We start from the raw sequence: 16,264 nt of genomic DNA, 5'->3' as shown, positions 1-16,264 counted from the left end.
GTATAGACTAAATACTATTTATAAATGATTTGAGGTCCATCAGCTATAATAATTGACATTATTAAAATAAAATATACAACAAAAGCTACAAATAAATAATCAGTAGTTAGGCCACCATAGCCACTACTTATTTATTATATTAAAAAATAGATTTGTTACATACTATTATTATACTTTAGGAGTTATAAATGGTTGCATAAATTACGAAGTTTCTTTATCATAACTATAATTAATATGATATAATACATATTGGCTAAATTGCACAAATAAGTAGCCAATGGAGGTAGATTAGGTAGAAATACTTGGTCCACCTTTATTTTTTGCATAAAAAAGGCAGTAACCGAAGTTACCACCAAGTCCATTTTGCAATTTAATTCTAACTTATGTAGATCTATGAATCAAGGGGGATAAATTTAAATTAAAGGCTATGTTTAATATAATGTTGAAATATAGCCAATAAAAATTATAAGTGGGATTTCCTACCTACAATACTTAATATATATGAAAATTATGAAATATATGTCTTTAAAGTGTAATTTTAAATATTTTTCCTTTTCTATGAAATGAATTATTATCACTATAACTTGAATATTCTCCTACTTCTATACCCAAACGATTATACATAGAAAATACCTTGGGATGACTTGATTTTAAATAAATTGCTTTAAAATGTTTAGATTTATAATATTGTATTATGTTCTTCAACCACATTTCTCCATTTCCTCTGCCTTCTTGGGCTATATGAAAATAGTTGAATATCAAAATGTCTTTATCCTCTTCGTTTATCTGTATAGGTTCTTTAAAAAACGTCTTATAATCAAGAATGCCACTACTAACAAGAGCAACACCTAAACATTTTTCGTCTTTCTTCATAATATGAAAGTCCATATTTATATTTTCATTGCTTTTTACATTCTCAATTAATTTACAACAATGATAAACTTCATTATAATCATCCCACTCATTTTCCGCTTTAAACAGTAAATTTTGTATTATTGGTGCAAGATATTCGCTTTTAAATTCACTTGAAACTCCAAAATTAATACCATTAGTTTTACTAATAATCTTCATAAACGAACCTCCTTTTTAAATAATGCTCTTAATTAATTGCTATTGCTTACTTGATTGTAGTTTTTTTTATAATACTTATTATAACATAATTTACAAAATACCACATATGCTATACATACATTGGCTTTCTATTTTTTAAATCTCTTACTTTGCAATATGAATGTACTACATTACTTTGAACTATAAAGTTTTTAGCCTTTATTCTCTCTTTATCTGTATCAAATATTCTAAGCCATTTGAACCACTTAACATAGTTACTAAGGTATTTTGTTGCAACACCATTGAACCTGTTCATCCATTTTTTAAAATTGCTATGGAGAGCATTAATATGTTAAATATGATATAATCATGCAATCTCTTTTTTAATATAAATTATTAAAGAATTTTAATAATATACATAATAATAGATATTTAGGGAAATTACACAATGCAAAATAATTATTTTTTTACATTTAATACAGGTCACTTTGCACTTCATGATACGATTTTCCCTCTACCCTTTAACATTACTTTCAATTATAGAGAGTGGACTTTTAAGTACAGTACAACTTATTAAGTCGGCCAGTTCATCTGGAGATAGATTAATATCTGATTGAATCCAGTGAATTATCATGGCAAGATTGCCATTAATAAGACTCTCAATAACATATTCCTTTTTTAACAATTCCGTATTTTTTACTGTCATAAGTACAGAATGGAATCTCTGAGCAAAATTATTTCTCATCATTTTTTTGAATGATTCTTTAAAATAGAGATGACTATGAGGACTAGTTAGAATTTTAAACAATTTTTTGTTTTCAACTATATAATTAAGTATAGGTTTGAAAAATTGAGCAAATTCGTTGGTTTTTTCTGAATAATAAAAATGATGAAATTCTTTACTAAGTTTAGCAATTGCGTCTAATTGCTCATTTTCAATTGATATAAGAAGATCATTTAAATCAATATAGTGAAGATAAAAGGTGCCACGATTTATTCCAGCAGACTCAGTCAAAGTTTTTATATAAATCTGTCCAAGCGGTTTTATAGCATATAAATCTAGAAAGGCCTTTATAATTTTTTGACGAGTTCGACGTATTTTTGTAGAATCGATATTAGTATTCATTTTTACCTCCATTAATATTTTTTTCACAAATTCAACATATTCAAAATTTGTGTTCATTGATTATGAAAACTTTCGTAATACAATATAAGCATAAAACAACATGGTGTTGTTATCAATTTAATTTATAATAAATGGAGGTAAAAAGTTATGGATACAACAAAAAATTTATCCTATTCAGTTACAGCTTATATCGGGGAGGAATGCCTGAGTGATCAAGATATTCAGAAAATGGAACTAGTAAGATCTCGAAGAGCACTTACCTTTTTGAAGAACAAAATTGGCAGTGAAAAGATTATAAACTTAATAGAGGAAGAAATCGATAAAGCTACTATTCAAATGGAAAAATGGGCTGATGAATCAAATGGAGAATGGAAATCTGGATTTGTCCTACTAGAAATGCCTAAAGTGAGGGCAGAACAATTCCATAAATGGTTCATGTGTTTGGTGAAAAACGAGAGTAAATTATTAGGTACCGCTCATCCTGATCACTATCGTAATCGAGTTTTGCAGGATGGACGAGCAGAGGTAATTGAGAACCTCGGAGAATTCGAATATCCATGGCACATTTTTCTAAATTTAACTGAAATTGATTCAACAATACCAATTCCAGCTGATAAAGACTACCCATTTGGTTTTGTTGCAATTATAAAAAGTAAAAACGGAAAATTAGTTAGCTATGCATTACATGAATTACGTGACTACAAAGACGGAATGCAGGCAAAATTAACTATAATTTTACCAAAAGCTTCACCAGATACTCTTATACATGGGCATTTGAATCACTTCTCTATTGAATTTAGAAATTGGTATATGGCCATGTCTGAAGAATAGAGGATATTATGATTTTTGTTATAATAATGGACCTCTGATTTAGTAATTAAAAGACTAAAACAAGGAAAGCTTGACAGAGCACTACAGGTGGATTCTTTGGAAAATTTAATAATTAAAAAGAGATAATATTGGGTGATGCTCAAGATGTAGGTGAAGGTGAGATACTGCAAAAACAACTTGATATACAAGCTGTCGTTTTGAAAGTTGGACATCATGGAAGTCATTCTTCAACAACTCAAGCATTTTTAGATAAAGTTAATCCTAAATATGCGATTATAAGTTGTGGGAAAGACAATGATTATGAGCATCCACATAAGGAAATTTTAGATAAACTTCTTGCCAAAAATATCAATGTATTTAGAACAGATTTAGAAGGAACAATAATAGCGACCTCAAATGGAAAAGATATAACTTTTAATGTAAAACCAGTTGATAAAGCAGCAGATACGCCAGGGAGTGCAAAGAAAAAATAATAATTATATAAGACTAGAAGATGTTAAAGATCTTCTAGTTTTTTTATACGCATATTTACAAAATAAGCTAATAGTAATAAAATACAACCGAACACCAGTTCGGAATTCGTGAATTATATTTGTATTTAAAAACAAAAAAATATGGACATAAGATAAGGAGAGGATTTAATGCTGACAGACAAAGAGAAAAATATTTTGAATATTATTATAAACTATATTAAAGAAAATAATATACCACCAACGGTTAGGGAAATTTGTGAAATTGCTGAATTAAGCTCTACATCTACTGTGCAAAGATATATAAATATTTTAGAAAATAAAGGTTATATTTTAAAAGAAAAAGGTTGCTGCAGGAGCATAAGGGTAAAAGAAGTAGGTTAGATATACTATTAGTAAGTCTATTTTTATATAACCCAAATTGATATAATATAACAAAAGATTATAGAAACTATACTGTAATGTTAAAATTAAACTGAAAATTTAGAGTTTTCTTAGAAATCACCCAATAACAAAATACGATGTTTTCTATCAGTATTTGTTATTGGAATAATAACATTATAAATTCTCTTGTATTTTTATAGTACAAGGGAATTTTTTGTTCACTGCTAAGGTTTGCATAATGTGTAAAGAATATAGTGTAGAAAATGTGCAGCAATTAAATAATGTGATATTTACGGTTTGTGTTATAATTAACAACACAATTTGTAGAAAATGCGACATGATTTATTTGCAGTAGTTAAATTATGAGAAGTTAGAATCGTCCACATTAATATGGCATATAAAAGAGTTTACTCCAACATAGAACAAACTCTTTTGTTTGCTTATAGACAGTGAATTTCTAAAATACAACTTTAATTTAATACAAAACATATTGAGGTTTAATTTTAATTGTCTATTTAATTGTGGTGATTTTTATAGTTTGTTTCAATTCTTTCTCTGTAGTCAATGGCTCAGTTGGATAACCCAATGCAATACTAGCAGCAGGAATAAAACCTTCAGGTAAATTTAATGCTTTTAGTAAATCCTTATCTGCATTAATTGTATGTGTGGTACCCCATAAATATACACTGCCTATACCAAGATCAGTAGCTGCAAGGGTCATATTCTCAATAATACAAGATGCATTAGCAAGCTCAGCATAAGGGAATTTTTCATGCGGTTTACCAGAAATAACTACTAATGTTGGTGCACCATATAGTGGATTAGCTTTTGGATTTCCATTTATATTTGCATATGTTTTTGTAATTCTATCTAGCAGGTCAGAATTTTGAACAACTGTTAAGTGTACCATATCATAAGCACCCATTCCTACTGGTGCAGCACATCCGGCATTAATTATATTATTTAAGGATTCATCACTAATTTGTTTAGATTTATAACTTCTAGTAGATTTACGCATTAATATTGCTTTCATCAGTTCCATGATTAATATCTCCTTTTAAATATAGTATTTATTCTAAAAAATGTACTTGGTATAATTAGTATAATTAACTCAATTCATACTGGCAAGTACGCAGAATTTTGTGATTAGGTATTATTTTTCATACTTTGGAGGAATAGATATGGTTAGTAAACAAGAATTAGATCAATATTTAATTTCAATTAAAGAATCAAATAACAACCACGAATGTATTGTAAAAAGTGCATTAGAAATAATTGGAGGTAAGTGGAAACTACGTATATTAGCACAATTATTAAAAAAAGAAGTGGTTCGGTTTAATGAATTGAAAAGGGAAATATCAGGAATAACAAATACAATGTTATCAAATTCATTACATGAATTAGAGCAGGATGGATTAATTACTAGAAATCAATATAATGAAATGCCAGTAAGAGTAGAATATGCTTTAACTGATATAGGAAAAAGCATGTTGCCAATATTTTATGAGTTAACTGCTTGGTGGAGTAATTATAGAAAGTAGTATTTAAAAATTTAATAAGAATTACATTATTCAGATAATCTGCTTAATATGTAAATTTGACGTAGTAAATTATAAAAATGTTCTTTGAAAACTGAATAATACTGTATTTATAATTTATGTTATAATTGCTTCATAGCAGAAGAATATAAGTTTATAGGAGGGTATCAAATGAAAGAATTCTTTTTGAAGTCAGTAAGAATTGGATTTTCAATATGGAGTGAAAATGATATATCTGATGCTGTAGAATTATGGGGCAATTCAGAAGTAACAAAATTTATTGTGGCAGAAGGTAAAATGTCAAAAGAAGAAATACAACAAAGGCTAAGAAAGGAAATTGAAAGTTATAGCATTTACAATATTCAATATTGGCCAATTTATTTAATGGAAACTAACAAAAATGTAGGATGTTGTGGTTTGCGGCCATATGATTCTGAAAATAATATATTAGAAATGGGGATTCATTTAAAAGAGAAGTATTGGGGAAAAGGCATCGCTCAAGAAGCATGTTCTGCAGTTATAGAATATGCCTTTAAAACACTCAATGTTAATGCACTTTTTGCAGGACACAATCCTAAAAATATAGGATCGGCTAAATTACTAAAAAAACTTGGATTTACTTGCACACATGATGAATATTATCAGCCAACACAACTATATCATCCTTCATACTTGATAAAAAAACAAAACTATATTAATGTTCACTAAGACACAATACTACAATTGTCGCACAATAAAAAGCCTCAATAAAGGGGCTGAATTAAAAATTTTGAAGCTAAACATAATTATTAATTCAAAATAATTATATGGAGATTTGAAAGAAATATACAAAGAATAATATGGTAATTGTAGATTTGATTCATAGTAGTAAATTAGGATGCAGACAAAATAAACTACACTTTGTTATTATCTAAAAAAACGATTAATATAATCAAAACAATCAATTTTACAGATGATTAACTTAATGCTAACATATGTATTAACAAATATCAAAAAAATCATATTTATACAAGGAGGTTTCATTATGTTGTCAAAAGTTAATCTAATTGATGAAGTAAATAATATTGAACAATTATATGTCTATAAGAAAATAGGAATGTTAAACAAACATATCATGAGTGTTGTACAGGTAGCAAATAGAACATTAGACTTTCATGTTCATGATGAGTCAGATGAACTTTTTTATGTCATCGAGGGTAAATTTAAATTGGAAACTACACAAGGCTTTACTGAAGTTGGTGAAGGAGAATTTATTATTGTTCCAAGAGAAACTATTCATAGACCAGTGGTTACTGAACTCACAAAATTTTTGATGATTGAATTAGAGGGAACACTAAATAAGGAAAACAGCGGAGATTTATATGAAGACAAATAGTTCAGGGAAAACTTTAATTACTTCAATCAGAAGATATGTCTGAGAATATAGAGTTTGATTTTTTAGAAATTATTAAAATCTTTATGAATCAATAAAAATAAATAACTGATTGTAAAATCGCATTATTCAGAGAGTGAATCTGCTATTTTTTTAATGCGTCATACTAAAATAGGATGTAATAAAAAGCAGGTGATACCTGCTTTTTATTCACCAATTGTTAGTGAGTATTAATTGTACTTATTGAAATATAAAATGTAATAATGATAAAATTAATTATGTTCGTTTTTTCTTTTAGTAATATTTACGGATATAGTTTTTACTTTTACGTCACTGTTACATCTGTACCAATATCTGTCAAAAGCCCTTTAGATTTACCTGTTGGCATTGTATAGCGTTGATCTAAATATCTTAGTGCAGCACTTAATTCTCCATCTGGACCACCATATTGAGTTATTAAATATTTGGCCATATTAAGATCTTTGCATTTAAGATTTACTGGATATTCCAATGTTTTTACATAATACCACATAAACTCCTATTCCTCCTATTTACAATTTTCCCATGGCCATGGTGTATCTACCCATGCTCTTGGATTTTCCACATAGGCAGAACCAAAATTGGTTAATGGACCATAATTTTTTTCATATTCATGGATTAAAGTAGATAATTTGCAAGAAACTTTATTATAATCATCTCTGGCATTTTTGTCATTAGGGAAATTGTCAAGGTATAGGTTAAGCTCTACAGCACAAAATTGATATATTCTTATATTATTTAAGGCCTCTTTTGCATGCATTTGTATATCACCCCTCAGAATTCATATTAGTGTAGTCATATGCATAACTATAGCCATAATCATAATAGCTATAATAAGGATCCGGTTTATAAAGGTCTCTAAAAATTGTACCTTTAGAAAAACCTTCTTTACATGAATACAAATTTTCATATTTTTGAGGTAATATATATGCGCGTGCATATTCTTTTTTTTGTTTACACATACAGTCATCATGTCTGTACATAAGGGTTTCTCTCCTTCATTTGTGGCTTACTTAATAAATAATTTATGCTAGTTCTTAGGATATGTGATAAAAAATAAAATATATTCTGATTATTTTTTATGTATTTTGTATTAAATTGTAAATGATTAGCGTAAAACTATTTACAACCATAAGTATAGCAAGTATATTTTAAAGTAAATAAGTAATTTTTCTATATTAAATATAAGTTAAGGTAATATTCAAGATATGTTTTGGAGGAATTATTATGGATTTTGAGATTATTATTGATAATTATGGCAGATATATTTATAATTATGCACTCAAGCTTTCATGCAACCCCAGTGTTGCTGAGGATATTGCGCAGGAAACGTTAATTCAAGCTTGGAAAAATATTTCTCAACTTAAAGATGTTAATGCAATAAAAAAATGGCTTACAACCATATGTCTTAATATATTTCGCATGAAAATGAGAAAGGAACAAGGAATAACAGAATTATCATATGAAGAAATTTTAGAATTAGAAGGTGAAGGAAAATTATTAAAATCTAACGAGCCATTGCCAGAAGATTATATAATTGTAGATGAAGCTATTAAAGATTTACAAAATGGATGTTTTTTAGCAATGGTAAGAAGATTAACATTAAATCAAAGAATAGCATTTTCACTGGTTGATATGTTTGGGCTACCTATAGATGAGGCGGCTGAAATTTTAGAGCTCTCAAAGTCGGCAACAAAAGGACTTCTCTATAGGGCAAGAATGAATCTTGACTCATTCTTTTCAGATCACTGCAATCTTCTTCATGTTAATAATCCTTGCAGCTGCAGCGCCTGGATTGAATTTTCTATGCGAAGAGACAATTTGCAAAAGGAAGCTAAGAAAATGAAGTTAATAGAATATATAGATTATAAAGAGAAGAAATATAAATATAATCAAGAAGTAAGGAATAAGATAAAATTTTTATACGAAAGAATGCCTGATAGAAAGCCTTCAGAAAATTGGTACAGTAATATAATTGCAGCCTTGCAAAATAAATATGAAATCTAATTTATAAAAGATACAGAAAAAATTATGCATTTTCCGTATCTTTTTATTTTTTTATGCATCTGTATATATGAAAGGTAGAAAATCTATAAATCAATTTGAGAGAGGATGATTATAATGTGTGAATCACGGTGTGGTGTATGTTGTAGTAGTTGTGAAAGAAAGGACAAAGTGAATTGCAAGGGGTGTACTAATATGGAAAAAACATTTTGGGAAGGAGAATGTGGAGTAAAATGTTGTTGTGAATCAAAAGGATTAGCTCACTGTGGAGTATGTGTTAAATTTCCATGTGATTTAATTAGTAATTTTGGAAAAGAGCAAGGGTATGATCCAGCTCCACGTTTAGAACAATGTAGAAAGTGGGCGGGAGGAGAAAGCATATAACATAATAGTTAGTTCGAAAATTTGCAAAATACCGTTTAACAGCGGTATTTTTTATTATATTTTGAATATCACCCGCTTGGTGGTTCTGATTAAATTTTTTGATAAAATTGCAAATAAGTATTTACAAATACTTATTTTGGAAGTATTATAAATACATAGTATCGAATTGATAATATCTAAATGAATTAAACAAATAACTATTTTATGGAATTTAAAAAATAGAATGAATTTCCTATAGTGACTTACTAAATTAATCAAATGCAAAAAGAGGTGTTTCGTGTGAAGAACGAAAATTTTTATAATAGTGAAGAAGAGTTTTTAAATAAATATGATGTGAATGTTTACGAAAGGCCTAGTGTTACTAACGATGTAATAATATTTACAACTAGTGATAGATTAGAGGATAATTCTCGCAAAATACCTAAAAAGGGAATGCAAGTCCTTTTAATTAAAAGAGATGATTATCCATACAAGGGAAACTTTGCGATTCCAGGAGGCTTTATTAGAAATAATGAGAGCTTAGAAGAAAGTGCTACTCGAAAATTAAAAGAAGAAACAGGAATAGATAATGTTTATACTGAGCAGCTTTATACCTTTGGAGAAGTAAACAGAGACCCAAGAACTCGTGTAATTAGTATAGGAAATATAGCTTTAATTTCAAAGGATAAGATAAGTTACAACAAAGGAAAAAATAGAAAAGAATCAAAATGGTTTTGGATAGAAAAAAATTTAATTGAAGCTACTAAGGATGAAAAATATTTAATTAATAAATATTTATTGAAACTTGAAAGCGAAGATGGAGAGGAGAGAATTGATTATGAAATAATTGAAAAAACAGAAAGGAATATTCTTAGAAAAAAAAATAAGGATTATAAAATTTTAGATTGCAGTAATGAAAAATTAGCTTTTGATCATTATAAGATTATAGATTTCGCAATTGATCGGGTTAGAAATAAAATTGAATATACTCCAATTGCATTGAATCTTTTACCAAGATTATTTACAGTAAAAGAACTTCAGAATGTCTATGAAGCAATACTTGGAGAAGAAATTTTGAATTTTAGAAGGAAAATGGATGGCATGATCATAGAAACTGATGAAAAAATAGAAGGAAAGCCTTTTAGGCCAGCTAAGGTATTTAAGTTCAATGAGAATTTTGAGCATAAATTTTAAAATGAGGGGTTGTAAACATGATTTATCTAAATAATGAAAAAGTTAATATCACAAAATTTCCAAATGGAGAGAGCTTAATAAACAGTGATAATCTAAATATTGCAAATGTAGTTAATACTATAAAGCTAAAGTTTGAAAGTGATGATGATATAACACATTTGATATTTTTAAAAGGACATTTAGATGAACTGAATTTAAAATGTAAATTAGTTGTAGCATATATGCCGTATAGCAGAATGGATAGAACAGAGGGCTTGACTGTTTTTACATTAAAGCATTTGTGTAGACTAATAAATGCTTTGAAATTCGATGAGGTATCAATATATGAGCCACATTCAGACGTTTGTGTTGCATTGCTTGATAGAGTAAAAGTAATAAACATGTCAAAAAGTTTAGCTGAAAAAGCAATTGAATATATTGATAATAACAATGAAGATTTATATTTGATATATCCTGATGCTGGTGCAGCCAAACGATATAGTAAGCAAATCAAGTATGAGAAAGTATTGACTGCAAATAAGGAAAGAGATTTTAAAACGGGATGTATAAAGAAACTTGATGTAAATGGCAACATTGAGAGTGAGAAGTTCAAAGCTGTAATTGTAGATGATTTATGTTCAAAAGGTGGAACTTTTATATTAACTGCTAAAAAACTTAAAGAAATGGGGGCTACAGAAATTTACTTAGCAGTAACTCATTGTGAGGATACAATATTTGATGGGGAAATTTTAACGACTGACTTGATAACTAAAGTATTTACTACAAATAGCATTTTATCCAAGGGTCATAATAAGTTGGAAATTACATCAATTATTTAAATAAATATTTTTAAAATCATATCTTTATTTATAATTAATTTATTAGGAGGAAAAGATTATGAAAAAGTTATTAGTAGTTATTGATTATCAAAAAGATTTTGTTGATGGAGCATTGGGATTTAAGAAGGCAGAGACATTAGAAGATGGTATTTATAATAAAGTAAAAAAATATTTAGACAATGGAGACAAGGTATTATTCACTTATGATACTCATTTTGAAAATTATTTAGATACTAGAGAGGGAAAGAGTTTACCTGTTCCTCATTGTTATATAAATACAGAAGGACATGAACTTTATGGAAAGTTAAAAGAATTTGTTGGAGTTAAAAATATTCTTCATTATAATAAAAGCGCCTTCGGTATTGCTCCAAAGGACATGCTTAAGATCACGGAAGATATAGGGGATGATATAAATGAAATTGAATTGGTCGGTGTTGTCACAAATATGTGTGTAATAAGTAATGTTGTAACGTTCCAATCTCAATATATAAATGCCAATTTAATTGTAGATGGAACACTTTGTGCAAGTTTTGATGATAGCCTGCATGATAAAGCATTAGATGTTATAGAGGCATTAAGCGTTGAGGTTATTAGATAGGGGCGAATAAAAATGATAAATCCATTATTATTAACAGATTTTTATAAAACAATTCATCATATGTGTTATGCAGAAGGCATGACAAAACTAGTAAGCTACTGGACACCAAGAATGTCTAGAAAAGAAAATATGAATAAGGTTGTTATGTTTGGTCTCCAATCATTTTTAAAGAAATATCTTATAGAATATTTTAATGATAATTTCTTTAGTGTATCCAAAGAAGAAATAGTTAAAGAGTACAAAAGAGTAATTTCTAGAACAATGGGTAGCATTGCAGCAGATACAACTCATATAGAAAGGCTTCATGATTTAGGATATTTACCTATTCAAATAAAAGCAGTTCCAGAAGGAACTAGAGTAAATATCAAAACACCAATGATTGAAATCACTAATACTCACGATGACTTTGCATGGCTTGTAAATTATTTGGAAACTTTTATGAGCTGCAATATATGGCAACCTATGACAAGTGCGACAATTGCCTATCGATATAGAGAAATAGTAGAAAAATACTATAATTTAACTGTAGAAAATGGAGATGTGACAAAAGCTTGCGGAGATTTTAGTATGAGAGGTTTTAGTTCTATTGAAAGTGCAAAGGTCAGCAGTGCAGGGCATTTGCTTTCATTTACTGGAACTGCAACAATTTCATCAATACTATATTTAGAAAAATATTATAATTGTAACATTAAAAATGAAATTGTAGGTCTAGGAACTCCTTCAACAGAGCATAGTGTAATGTGCAGCTACGGAACAGATGAGCTTAAAGCATATAAAAGGCTGATTAATGAGGTATTTCCAAGTGGAATATTAAGTATAGTATCAGATACTTATGATTATTGGAATCTTATAACTAATATACTGCCTAAATTAAAAGATGATATATTAAGTAGAGATGGAAAAATAGTAATAAGAGGGGATAGTGGTGATCCAGTTAAAATAATCTGTGGAGATCCTGAAGCACCTGAGGATAGTCCAGCATATAAGGGAACAGTTGAACTTTTATGGGAAATTTTTGGGGGAGAAGTTAATTTAAAAGGATATAAAGTTTTAAATTCGCATATAGGTACAATTTATGGAGACAGTATTACTGTTGAAAGGTGCGAAGAAATTTGCAGGCACCTTACAGAAAAAGGGTTTGCAGTAAGCAATTGTACTTTTGGAATTGGCTCATACACTTATCAATATAATACTCGTGATACTTTTGGATTTGCACTAAAAGCAACACATGCTGTAATAAATGGGGAAGAAAAGTTTATATTTAAAGATCCAAAAACTGATACTGGAAACTTTAAAAAGTCTCAAAAAGGTATGTGCTGTGTTTATAAGCAGGGAGAAGATATTCTTTATAAGGACGAGCTTACTATAAAAGAACAGGAAGAATGTAAAGATAATTTATTAGAGATTGTTTTTAAGGATAGTAAATTAATTAGAGATTATTCATTAAGAGAAATTAGAGAAAGATTACATTCTTTATAATATAGTTTTACTAAAAGCTAATTGTAAAAGTTAAGGGGTGAGATAAAATGAAAAAAACCTCAAGAATCGAGGCTGCTCAAAATACGTTAAAGTATTTAAAGGATGGGTATTATATTTTAGATGATAAAAAAATAGATATTTCAAATCTTCATAAAAAATCAATTAATGAAAGCATTCTTATTTCTCCTGAAGAAGGAGATGTTTTATCAGAAAAATTTAAAAATGCCTCAAGTAATAAAGCTTCAAATATTAAAGTAATTAATGTTCCAACAGTTAAAGCTGTTTTGGATTTAGCAAATGAGAATTACAAAGATATTGGAGTATTGAATTTTGCCAGCGCGAAAAATCCTGGTGGAGGCTTTTTAAATGGAGCTTTAGCTCAAGAAGAAAGCATTGCTGTAGGAAGTGGATTATATGATACACAACTTAAAAATGAAAAATATTATTTGGAAAATAGGGCTTATAAATCTATGATGTATACTGATTATATGATTTATTCTCCAGAAGTTGTGTTTATAAGAGATGAAAATTTGAATTTACTAGAAAGGCCAATTACGGCTAGTATAATAACAGCTCCAGCAGTAAATTACGGACAAGTCTTATTGAAAAATGAAGATAAGAATTTAGCTGAGAAAGTAATGAAAATAAGAATGAGGAAAGTGTTAGCATTATTTGCTGAAAATAAAAATAAAAATTTGGTTTTAGGTGCTTATGGATGTGGAGTATTTAGAAATAATCCAAATACTATCGCTCATTACTGGCATAAATTATTATATGATGAAAATTTTATAAGTTACTTTGATAATATTATTTTTGCAGTATTTGATAATTCAAAAACTCAAGAATGTATAAGAACATTTGAAAAATTAATTGAGTAAAGTTTGCTTAGTCTATTGTTATAGTTTAATTTAAAGGTCCTTCTTACATATGTGTTTATATGCAAGAGGGACCTTTTAAAATTATATTATAAATAATAGATGGAAATAAAAATATAGCATTTTTTCATAAAAGTACTATTTAAGATTAATGTTGAGTGCTAAAATATAGTTAATGCATAATATGGAGGAAAAAATGAATAATATAAGTGAAAATTTAGTGGAAATAAGAAAAGCAGAAATTAATGATTTAGAGACTATAGTAAAGTTTAATTATAACTTGGCAAAAGAAACAGAAGATAAAGAGTTAGACCTAGAGATTCTTTCTAAAGGGGTTAGCGCAGTAATAAACGATCAAGCTAAGGGGCAGTATTATGTTTATGTAATTGATAATAAAGTGGTTGGACAAATAATGTACACTTATGAGTGGAGCGATTGGAGGAATGGAATGTTCCTTTGGGTTGAAAGTGTTTATGTTGATGCTAATTTTAGAAGAAAAGGCATTTATAAGAAATTATATAATCATGTAAAAAATGTTTGTGATAATGATGAAGGAATAGCTGGAATAAGATTGTATGTTGAGAAAGAAAATTTAAACGCTCAAGCTACATATAGTTCTTTAGGTATGCATGAGTGCAACTACCATATATATGAATACGAAAAATAAGGTAAAATTCATATTTAGAATATTACTTATCACATAAATATAAAAATAATAAACTATGAGTTGATTTTTAAATTCGTAATAATGTAAGTATAAAATTAAAAAGAAATAAATAATTAATATACAGGAGGATAAATATGATAAATAATATAAGTAAAATAACAATTTATGTTGAAAATCAAGAGGAAGCAAAAAAATTTTGGGTTAATAAGCTAAATTTCGTTGTTAAATTTGAACAACAAATGGGGCCAAATATGAAATGGGTAGAGGTTGCACCAAGTGAAAATTCACAAACTACATTTGTATTATACGATAAAAATATGATGAGAACTCAAAATCCTAAAGCAAATGTTGAGCATCCATCTGTAATTCTAAGTACAGATGACATAGAGAAGGCATACGCAGAAATGAAAAATAATTCTGTAGACGTAGGAGAATTAATGACTATGCCGTATGGTAAAATGTTTTCCTTTAAAGATTTAGACAATAACCAGTATTTGCTTCGTGAAGACAAATAATAATTAAAGTGGAATAAAATAAAATGAGAGTCTTTAGATAGAAGGGAAGTGAATCTTTAAAGAAGGATTAAACAAAAATTATCTTTCTTTGAAAAAGTATTATGGAGAATAAAAAGATAGTAAAAGATGGCCATATTCATTCGCCATATTGCCCTCATGGAACAAAAGATACTTTTGAAATGTATGTAGAAAAGGCACTAGAAGAAGGTTTAGAAGAAATGACATTTACTGAGCATATGCCTTTCCCATGCTATTTTATGGAGGATAAAGAGTTTTTAGATGAATGTGCTCCAGATAAAGATGCAATAGAGAAATATTTAAAAGAAGCTCAGCAAATCAAGTTAAAATTTGAAAACAAAATCAAAATTAACATAGGTCTTGAAGTTGATTTTCTAGAAGGATATGAAGAAGAAACAAAAAAACTTTTAAATACGTATGGCCCGAAGCTCGAAGATGGATTGCTTTCTGTACATTTTATAAAGATTGGAGATACCTATACAGCTATAGATGGAAAAGAAGGATTTGAAATAGCTTTAAAGGAGTTAGGTACTACTGAAAAAATTTATGATAAATATTATGAAACATTGCTTATGGCAATAAAAGCAGATTTGGGTGAATATAAGCCACGACGTATTGGACATCCAAATCTAATTAGAATTTTTAATAACTTGTATCCTCTAGAATATAAAAATAATGAACTTTTAGAAGAAATAGTTAAAGAAATTAAAAATAGAGATTATGAGGTCGATGTAAATACAGCTGGTCTTAGAAAACCATATTGTGGAGAAATATATGTGAGTGATACATTTAAAGAACTTGTAAATAAGTATGGTGTTAAGAAGGTTTATGGATCAGATTCTCATACAGCTAGTGATATTGGCAGAGATTTTGATAAAGAATAGGTTATAGGATATTTAATTTTTTATTTTAAATTTAGGAGA

Annotated in this window: 20 protein-coding genes and 3 pseudogenes; 16 read left to right on the top strand and 7 right to left on the bottom strand. The window is 28.3% G+C overall.

Annotation, left to right across the window (positions count from 1 at the left end; all coding sequences use genetic code 11):
* Positions 1-525 precede the first annotated feature (525 nt).
* The 3 genes and pseudogenes from COL3_RS04825 to COL3_RS04815 all read right to left on the bottom strand — a co-directional run bounded on the left by COL3_RS04825 (position 526) and on the right by COL3_RS04815 (position 2,176).
* A complete protein-coding gene (locus tag COL3_RS04825; protein WP_008420162.1) occupies positions 526-1,071 on the bottom strand; it encodes a hypothetical protein in 546 nt (181 codons plus the stop codon).
* A gap of 109 nt (positions 1,072-1,180) precedes the next feature.
* Positions 1,181-1,417, bottom strand: a pseudogene (locus COL3_RS04820) (IS1595 family transposase); the annotation flags it as partial.
* Between the two features lie 147 nt (positions 1,418-1,564).
* Entirely contained in the window at positions 1,565-2,176 is a 612-nt protein-coding gene (locus tag COL3_RS04815; RefSeq protein ID WP_008420160.1) for a TetR-like C-terminal domain-containing protein, read from the bottom strand.
* 228 nt (positions 2,177-2,404) lie between these two features.
* On the opposite strand from COL3_RS04815, the gene COL3_RS04810 reads away from it, so the two are divergent.
* The 3 genes and pseudogenes from COL3_RS04810 to COL3_RS04800 all read left to right on the top strand — a co-directional run bounded on the left by COL3_RS04810 (position 2,405) and on the right by COL3_RS04800 (position 3,861).
* Entirely contained in the window at positions 2,405-3,007 is a 603-nt protein-coding gene (locus COL3_RS04810) for a hypothetical protein (protein ID WP_143327524.1), read from the top strand.
* 128 nt (positions 3,008-3,135) lie between these two features.
* A pseudogene (locus COL3_RS04805) lies at positions 3,136-3,480 on the top strand (MBL fold metallo-hydrolase); the annotation flags it as partial.
* Between the two features lie 168 nt (positions 3,481-3,648).
* Entirely contained in the window at positions 3,649-3,861 is a 213-nt protein-coding gene (locus COL3_RS04800; protein ID WP_008420154.1) for a helix-turn-helix domain-containing protein, read from the top strand.
* A 511-nt stretch (positions 3,862-4,372) separates the two neighbouring features.
* Here the strand turns inward: COL3_RS04800 and COL3_RS04795 are convergent.
* On the bottom strand, positions 4,373-4,903 hold the full coding sequence (locus COL3_RS04795; RefSeq protein WP_008420152.1) for a nitroreductase family protein: 531 nt from the start codon (positions 4,901-4,903) through the stop codon (positions 4,373-4,375).
* Between the two features lie 139 nt (positions 4,904-5,042).
* Between COL3_RS04795 and COL3_RS04790 the strand changes: the two genes are divergently transcribed.
* The 3 genes from COL3_RS04790 (at position 5,043) to COL3_RS04780 (ending at position 6,774) form a co-directional block, all read left to right on the top strand.
* Complete coding sequence (locus tag COL3_RS04790; RefSeq protein WP_008420150.1) at positions 5,043-5,402, top strand: helix-turn-helix domain-containing protein; 360 nt, start codon at positions 5,043-5,045, stop codon at positions 5,400-5,402.
* Between the two features lie 168 nt (positions 5,403-5,570).
* On the top strand, positions 5,571-6,107 hold the full coding sequence (locus COL3_RS04785; RefSeq protein ID WP_008420148.1) for a GNAT family N-acetyltransferase: 537 nt from the start codon (positions 5,571-5,573) through the stop codon (positions 6,105-6,107).
* 316 nt (positions 6,108-6,423) lie between these two features.
* The gene (locus COL3_RS04780) at positions 6,424-6,774 is read left to right on the top strand and encodes a cupin domain-containing protein (protein WP_008420147.1); all 351 of its coding nucleotides are present in this window, start codon (positions 6,424-6,426) and stop codon (positions 6,772-6,774) included.
* Between the two features lie 337 nt (positions 6,775-7,111).
* On the opposite strand, the pseudogene COL3_RS04775 reads toward COL3_RS04780, so the two are convergent.
* From COL3_RS04775 to COL3_RS04765, 3 genes and pseudogenes are all read right to left on the bottom strand, one after another.
* Positions 7,112-7,303: pseudogene (locus COL3_RS04775) on the bottom strand (manganese catalase family protein); the annotation flags it as partial.
* Between the two features lie 15 nt (positions 7,304-7,318).
* Positions 7,319-7,570, bottom strand: a complete 252-nt coding sequence (locus COL3_RS04770) for a spore coat protein CotJB (RefSeq protein WP_008420142.1) — start codon at positions 7,568-7,570, stop codon at positions 7,319-7,321.
* Positions 7,571-7,577: 7 nt separating this feature from the next.
* Positions 7,578-7,793 (bottom strand): spore coat associated protein CotJA, encoded by a 216-nt coding sequence (locus tag COL3_RS04765; RefSeq protein ID WP_008420140.1) that lies wholly within the window; start codon positions 7,791-7,793, stop codon positions 7,578-7,580.
* A 244-nt stretch (positions 7,794-8,037) separates the two neighbouring features.
* Here COL3_RS04765 and COL3_RS04760 point away from each other — a divergent pair, with 244 nt between their 5' ends.
* The 10 genes from COL3_RS04760 to hisJ all read left to right on the top strand — a co-directional run bounded on the left by COL3_RS04760 (position 8,038) and on the right by hisJ (position 16,225).
* The gene (locus COL3_RS04760; RefSeq protein WP_008420139.1) at positions 8,038-8,817 is read left to right on the top strand and encodes an RNA polymerase sigma factor; all 780 of its coding nucleotides are present in this window, start codon (positions 8,038-8,040) and stop codon (positions 8,815-8,817) included.
* 105 nt (positions 8,818-8,922) lie between these two features.
* Positions 8,923-9,198, top strand: coding sequence for a DUF3795 domain-containing protein (locus COL3_RS04755; RefSeq protein ID WP_347474368.1), 276 nt, complete (start codon positions 8,923-8,925; stop codon positions 9,196-9,198).
* A 279-nt stretch (positions 9,199-9,477) separates the two neighbouring features.
* Positions 9,478-10,371 carry an NUDIX domain-containing protein gene (locus tag COL3_RS04750; protein WP_008420135.1) on the top strand — a complete coding sequence of 298 codons (894 nt, stop codon included), beginning with the start codon at positions 9,478-9,480 and terminating at the stop codon, positions 10,369-10,371.
* A gap of 17 nt (positions 10,372-10,388) precedes the next feature.
* Positions 10,389-11,189 (top strand): phosphoribosylpyrophosphate synthetase, encoded by an 801-nt coding sequence (locus COL3_RS04745; protein WP_008420133.1) that lies wholly within the window; start codon positions 10,389-10,391, stop codon positions 11,187-11,189.
* A 58-nt stretch (positions 11,190-11,247) separates the two neighbouring features.
* On the top strand, positions 11,248-11,787 hold the full coding sequence (locus tag COL3_RS04740; protein ID WP_008420131.1) for an isochorismatase family cysteine hydrolase: 540 nt from the start codon (positions 11,248-11,250) through the stop codon (positions 11,785-11,787).
* 12 nt (positions 11,788-11,799) lie between these two features.
* Entirely contained in the window at positions 11,800-13,266 is a 1,467-nt protein-coding gene (locus tag COL3_RS04735; RefSeq protein WP_008420130.1) for a nicotinate phosphoribosyltransferase, read from the top strand.
* 47 nt (positions 13,267-13,313) lie between these two features.
* Positions 13,314-14,144: a TIGR02452 family protein gene (locus COL3_RS04730; RefSeq protein ID WP_008420128.1), complete on the top strand. Its 831-nt coding sequence runs from the start codon at positions 13,314-13,316 to the stop codon at positions 14,142-14,144.
* Positions 14,145-14,337: 193 nt separating this feature from the next.
* Positions 14,338-14,808: a GNAT family N-acetyltransferase gene (locus COL3_RS04725; protein WP_008420127.1), complete on the top strand. Its 471-nt coding sequence runs from the start codon at positions 14,338-14,340 to the stop codon at positions 14,806-14,808.
* Positions 14,809-14,942: 134 nt separating this feature from the next.
* Positions 14,943-15,323, top strand: a complete 381-nt coding sequence (locus COL3_RS04720; protein ID WP_008420125.1) for a VOC family protein — start codon at positions 14,943-14,945, stop codon at positions 15,321-15,323.
* A 101-nt stretch (positions 15,324-15,424) separates the two neighbouring features.
* Positions 15,425-16,225, top strand: a complete 801-nt coding sequence (gene hisJ, locus COL3_RS04715) for a histidinol-phosphatase HisJ (RefSeq protein ID WP_008420123.1) — start codon at positions 15,425-15,427, stop codon at positions 16,223-16,225.
* The last annotated feature ends 39 nt before the right edge of the window (positions 16,226-16,264 follow it).

The organism is Clostridium sp. LS (assembly GCF_002760435.1).
GTDB lineage: Bacteria > Bacillota > Clostridia > Clostridiales > Clostridiaceae > Clostridium.
This window is presented reverse-complemented; position numbering and strand designations above follow the sequence as displayed.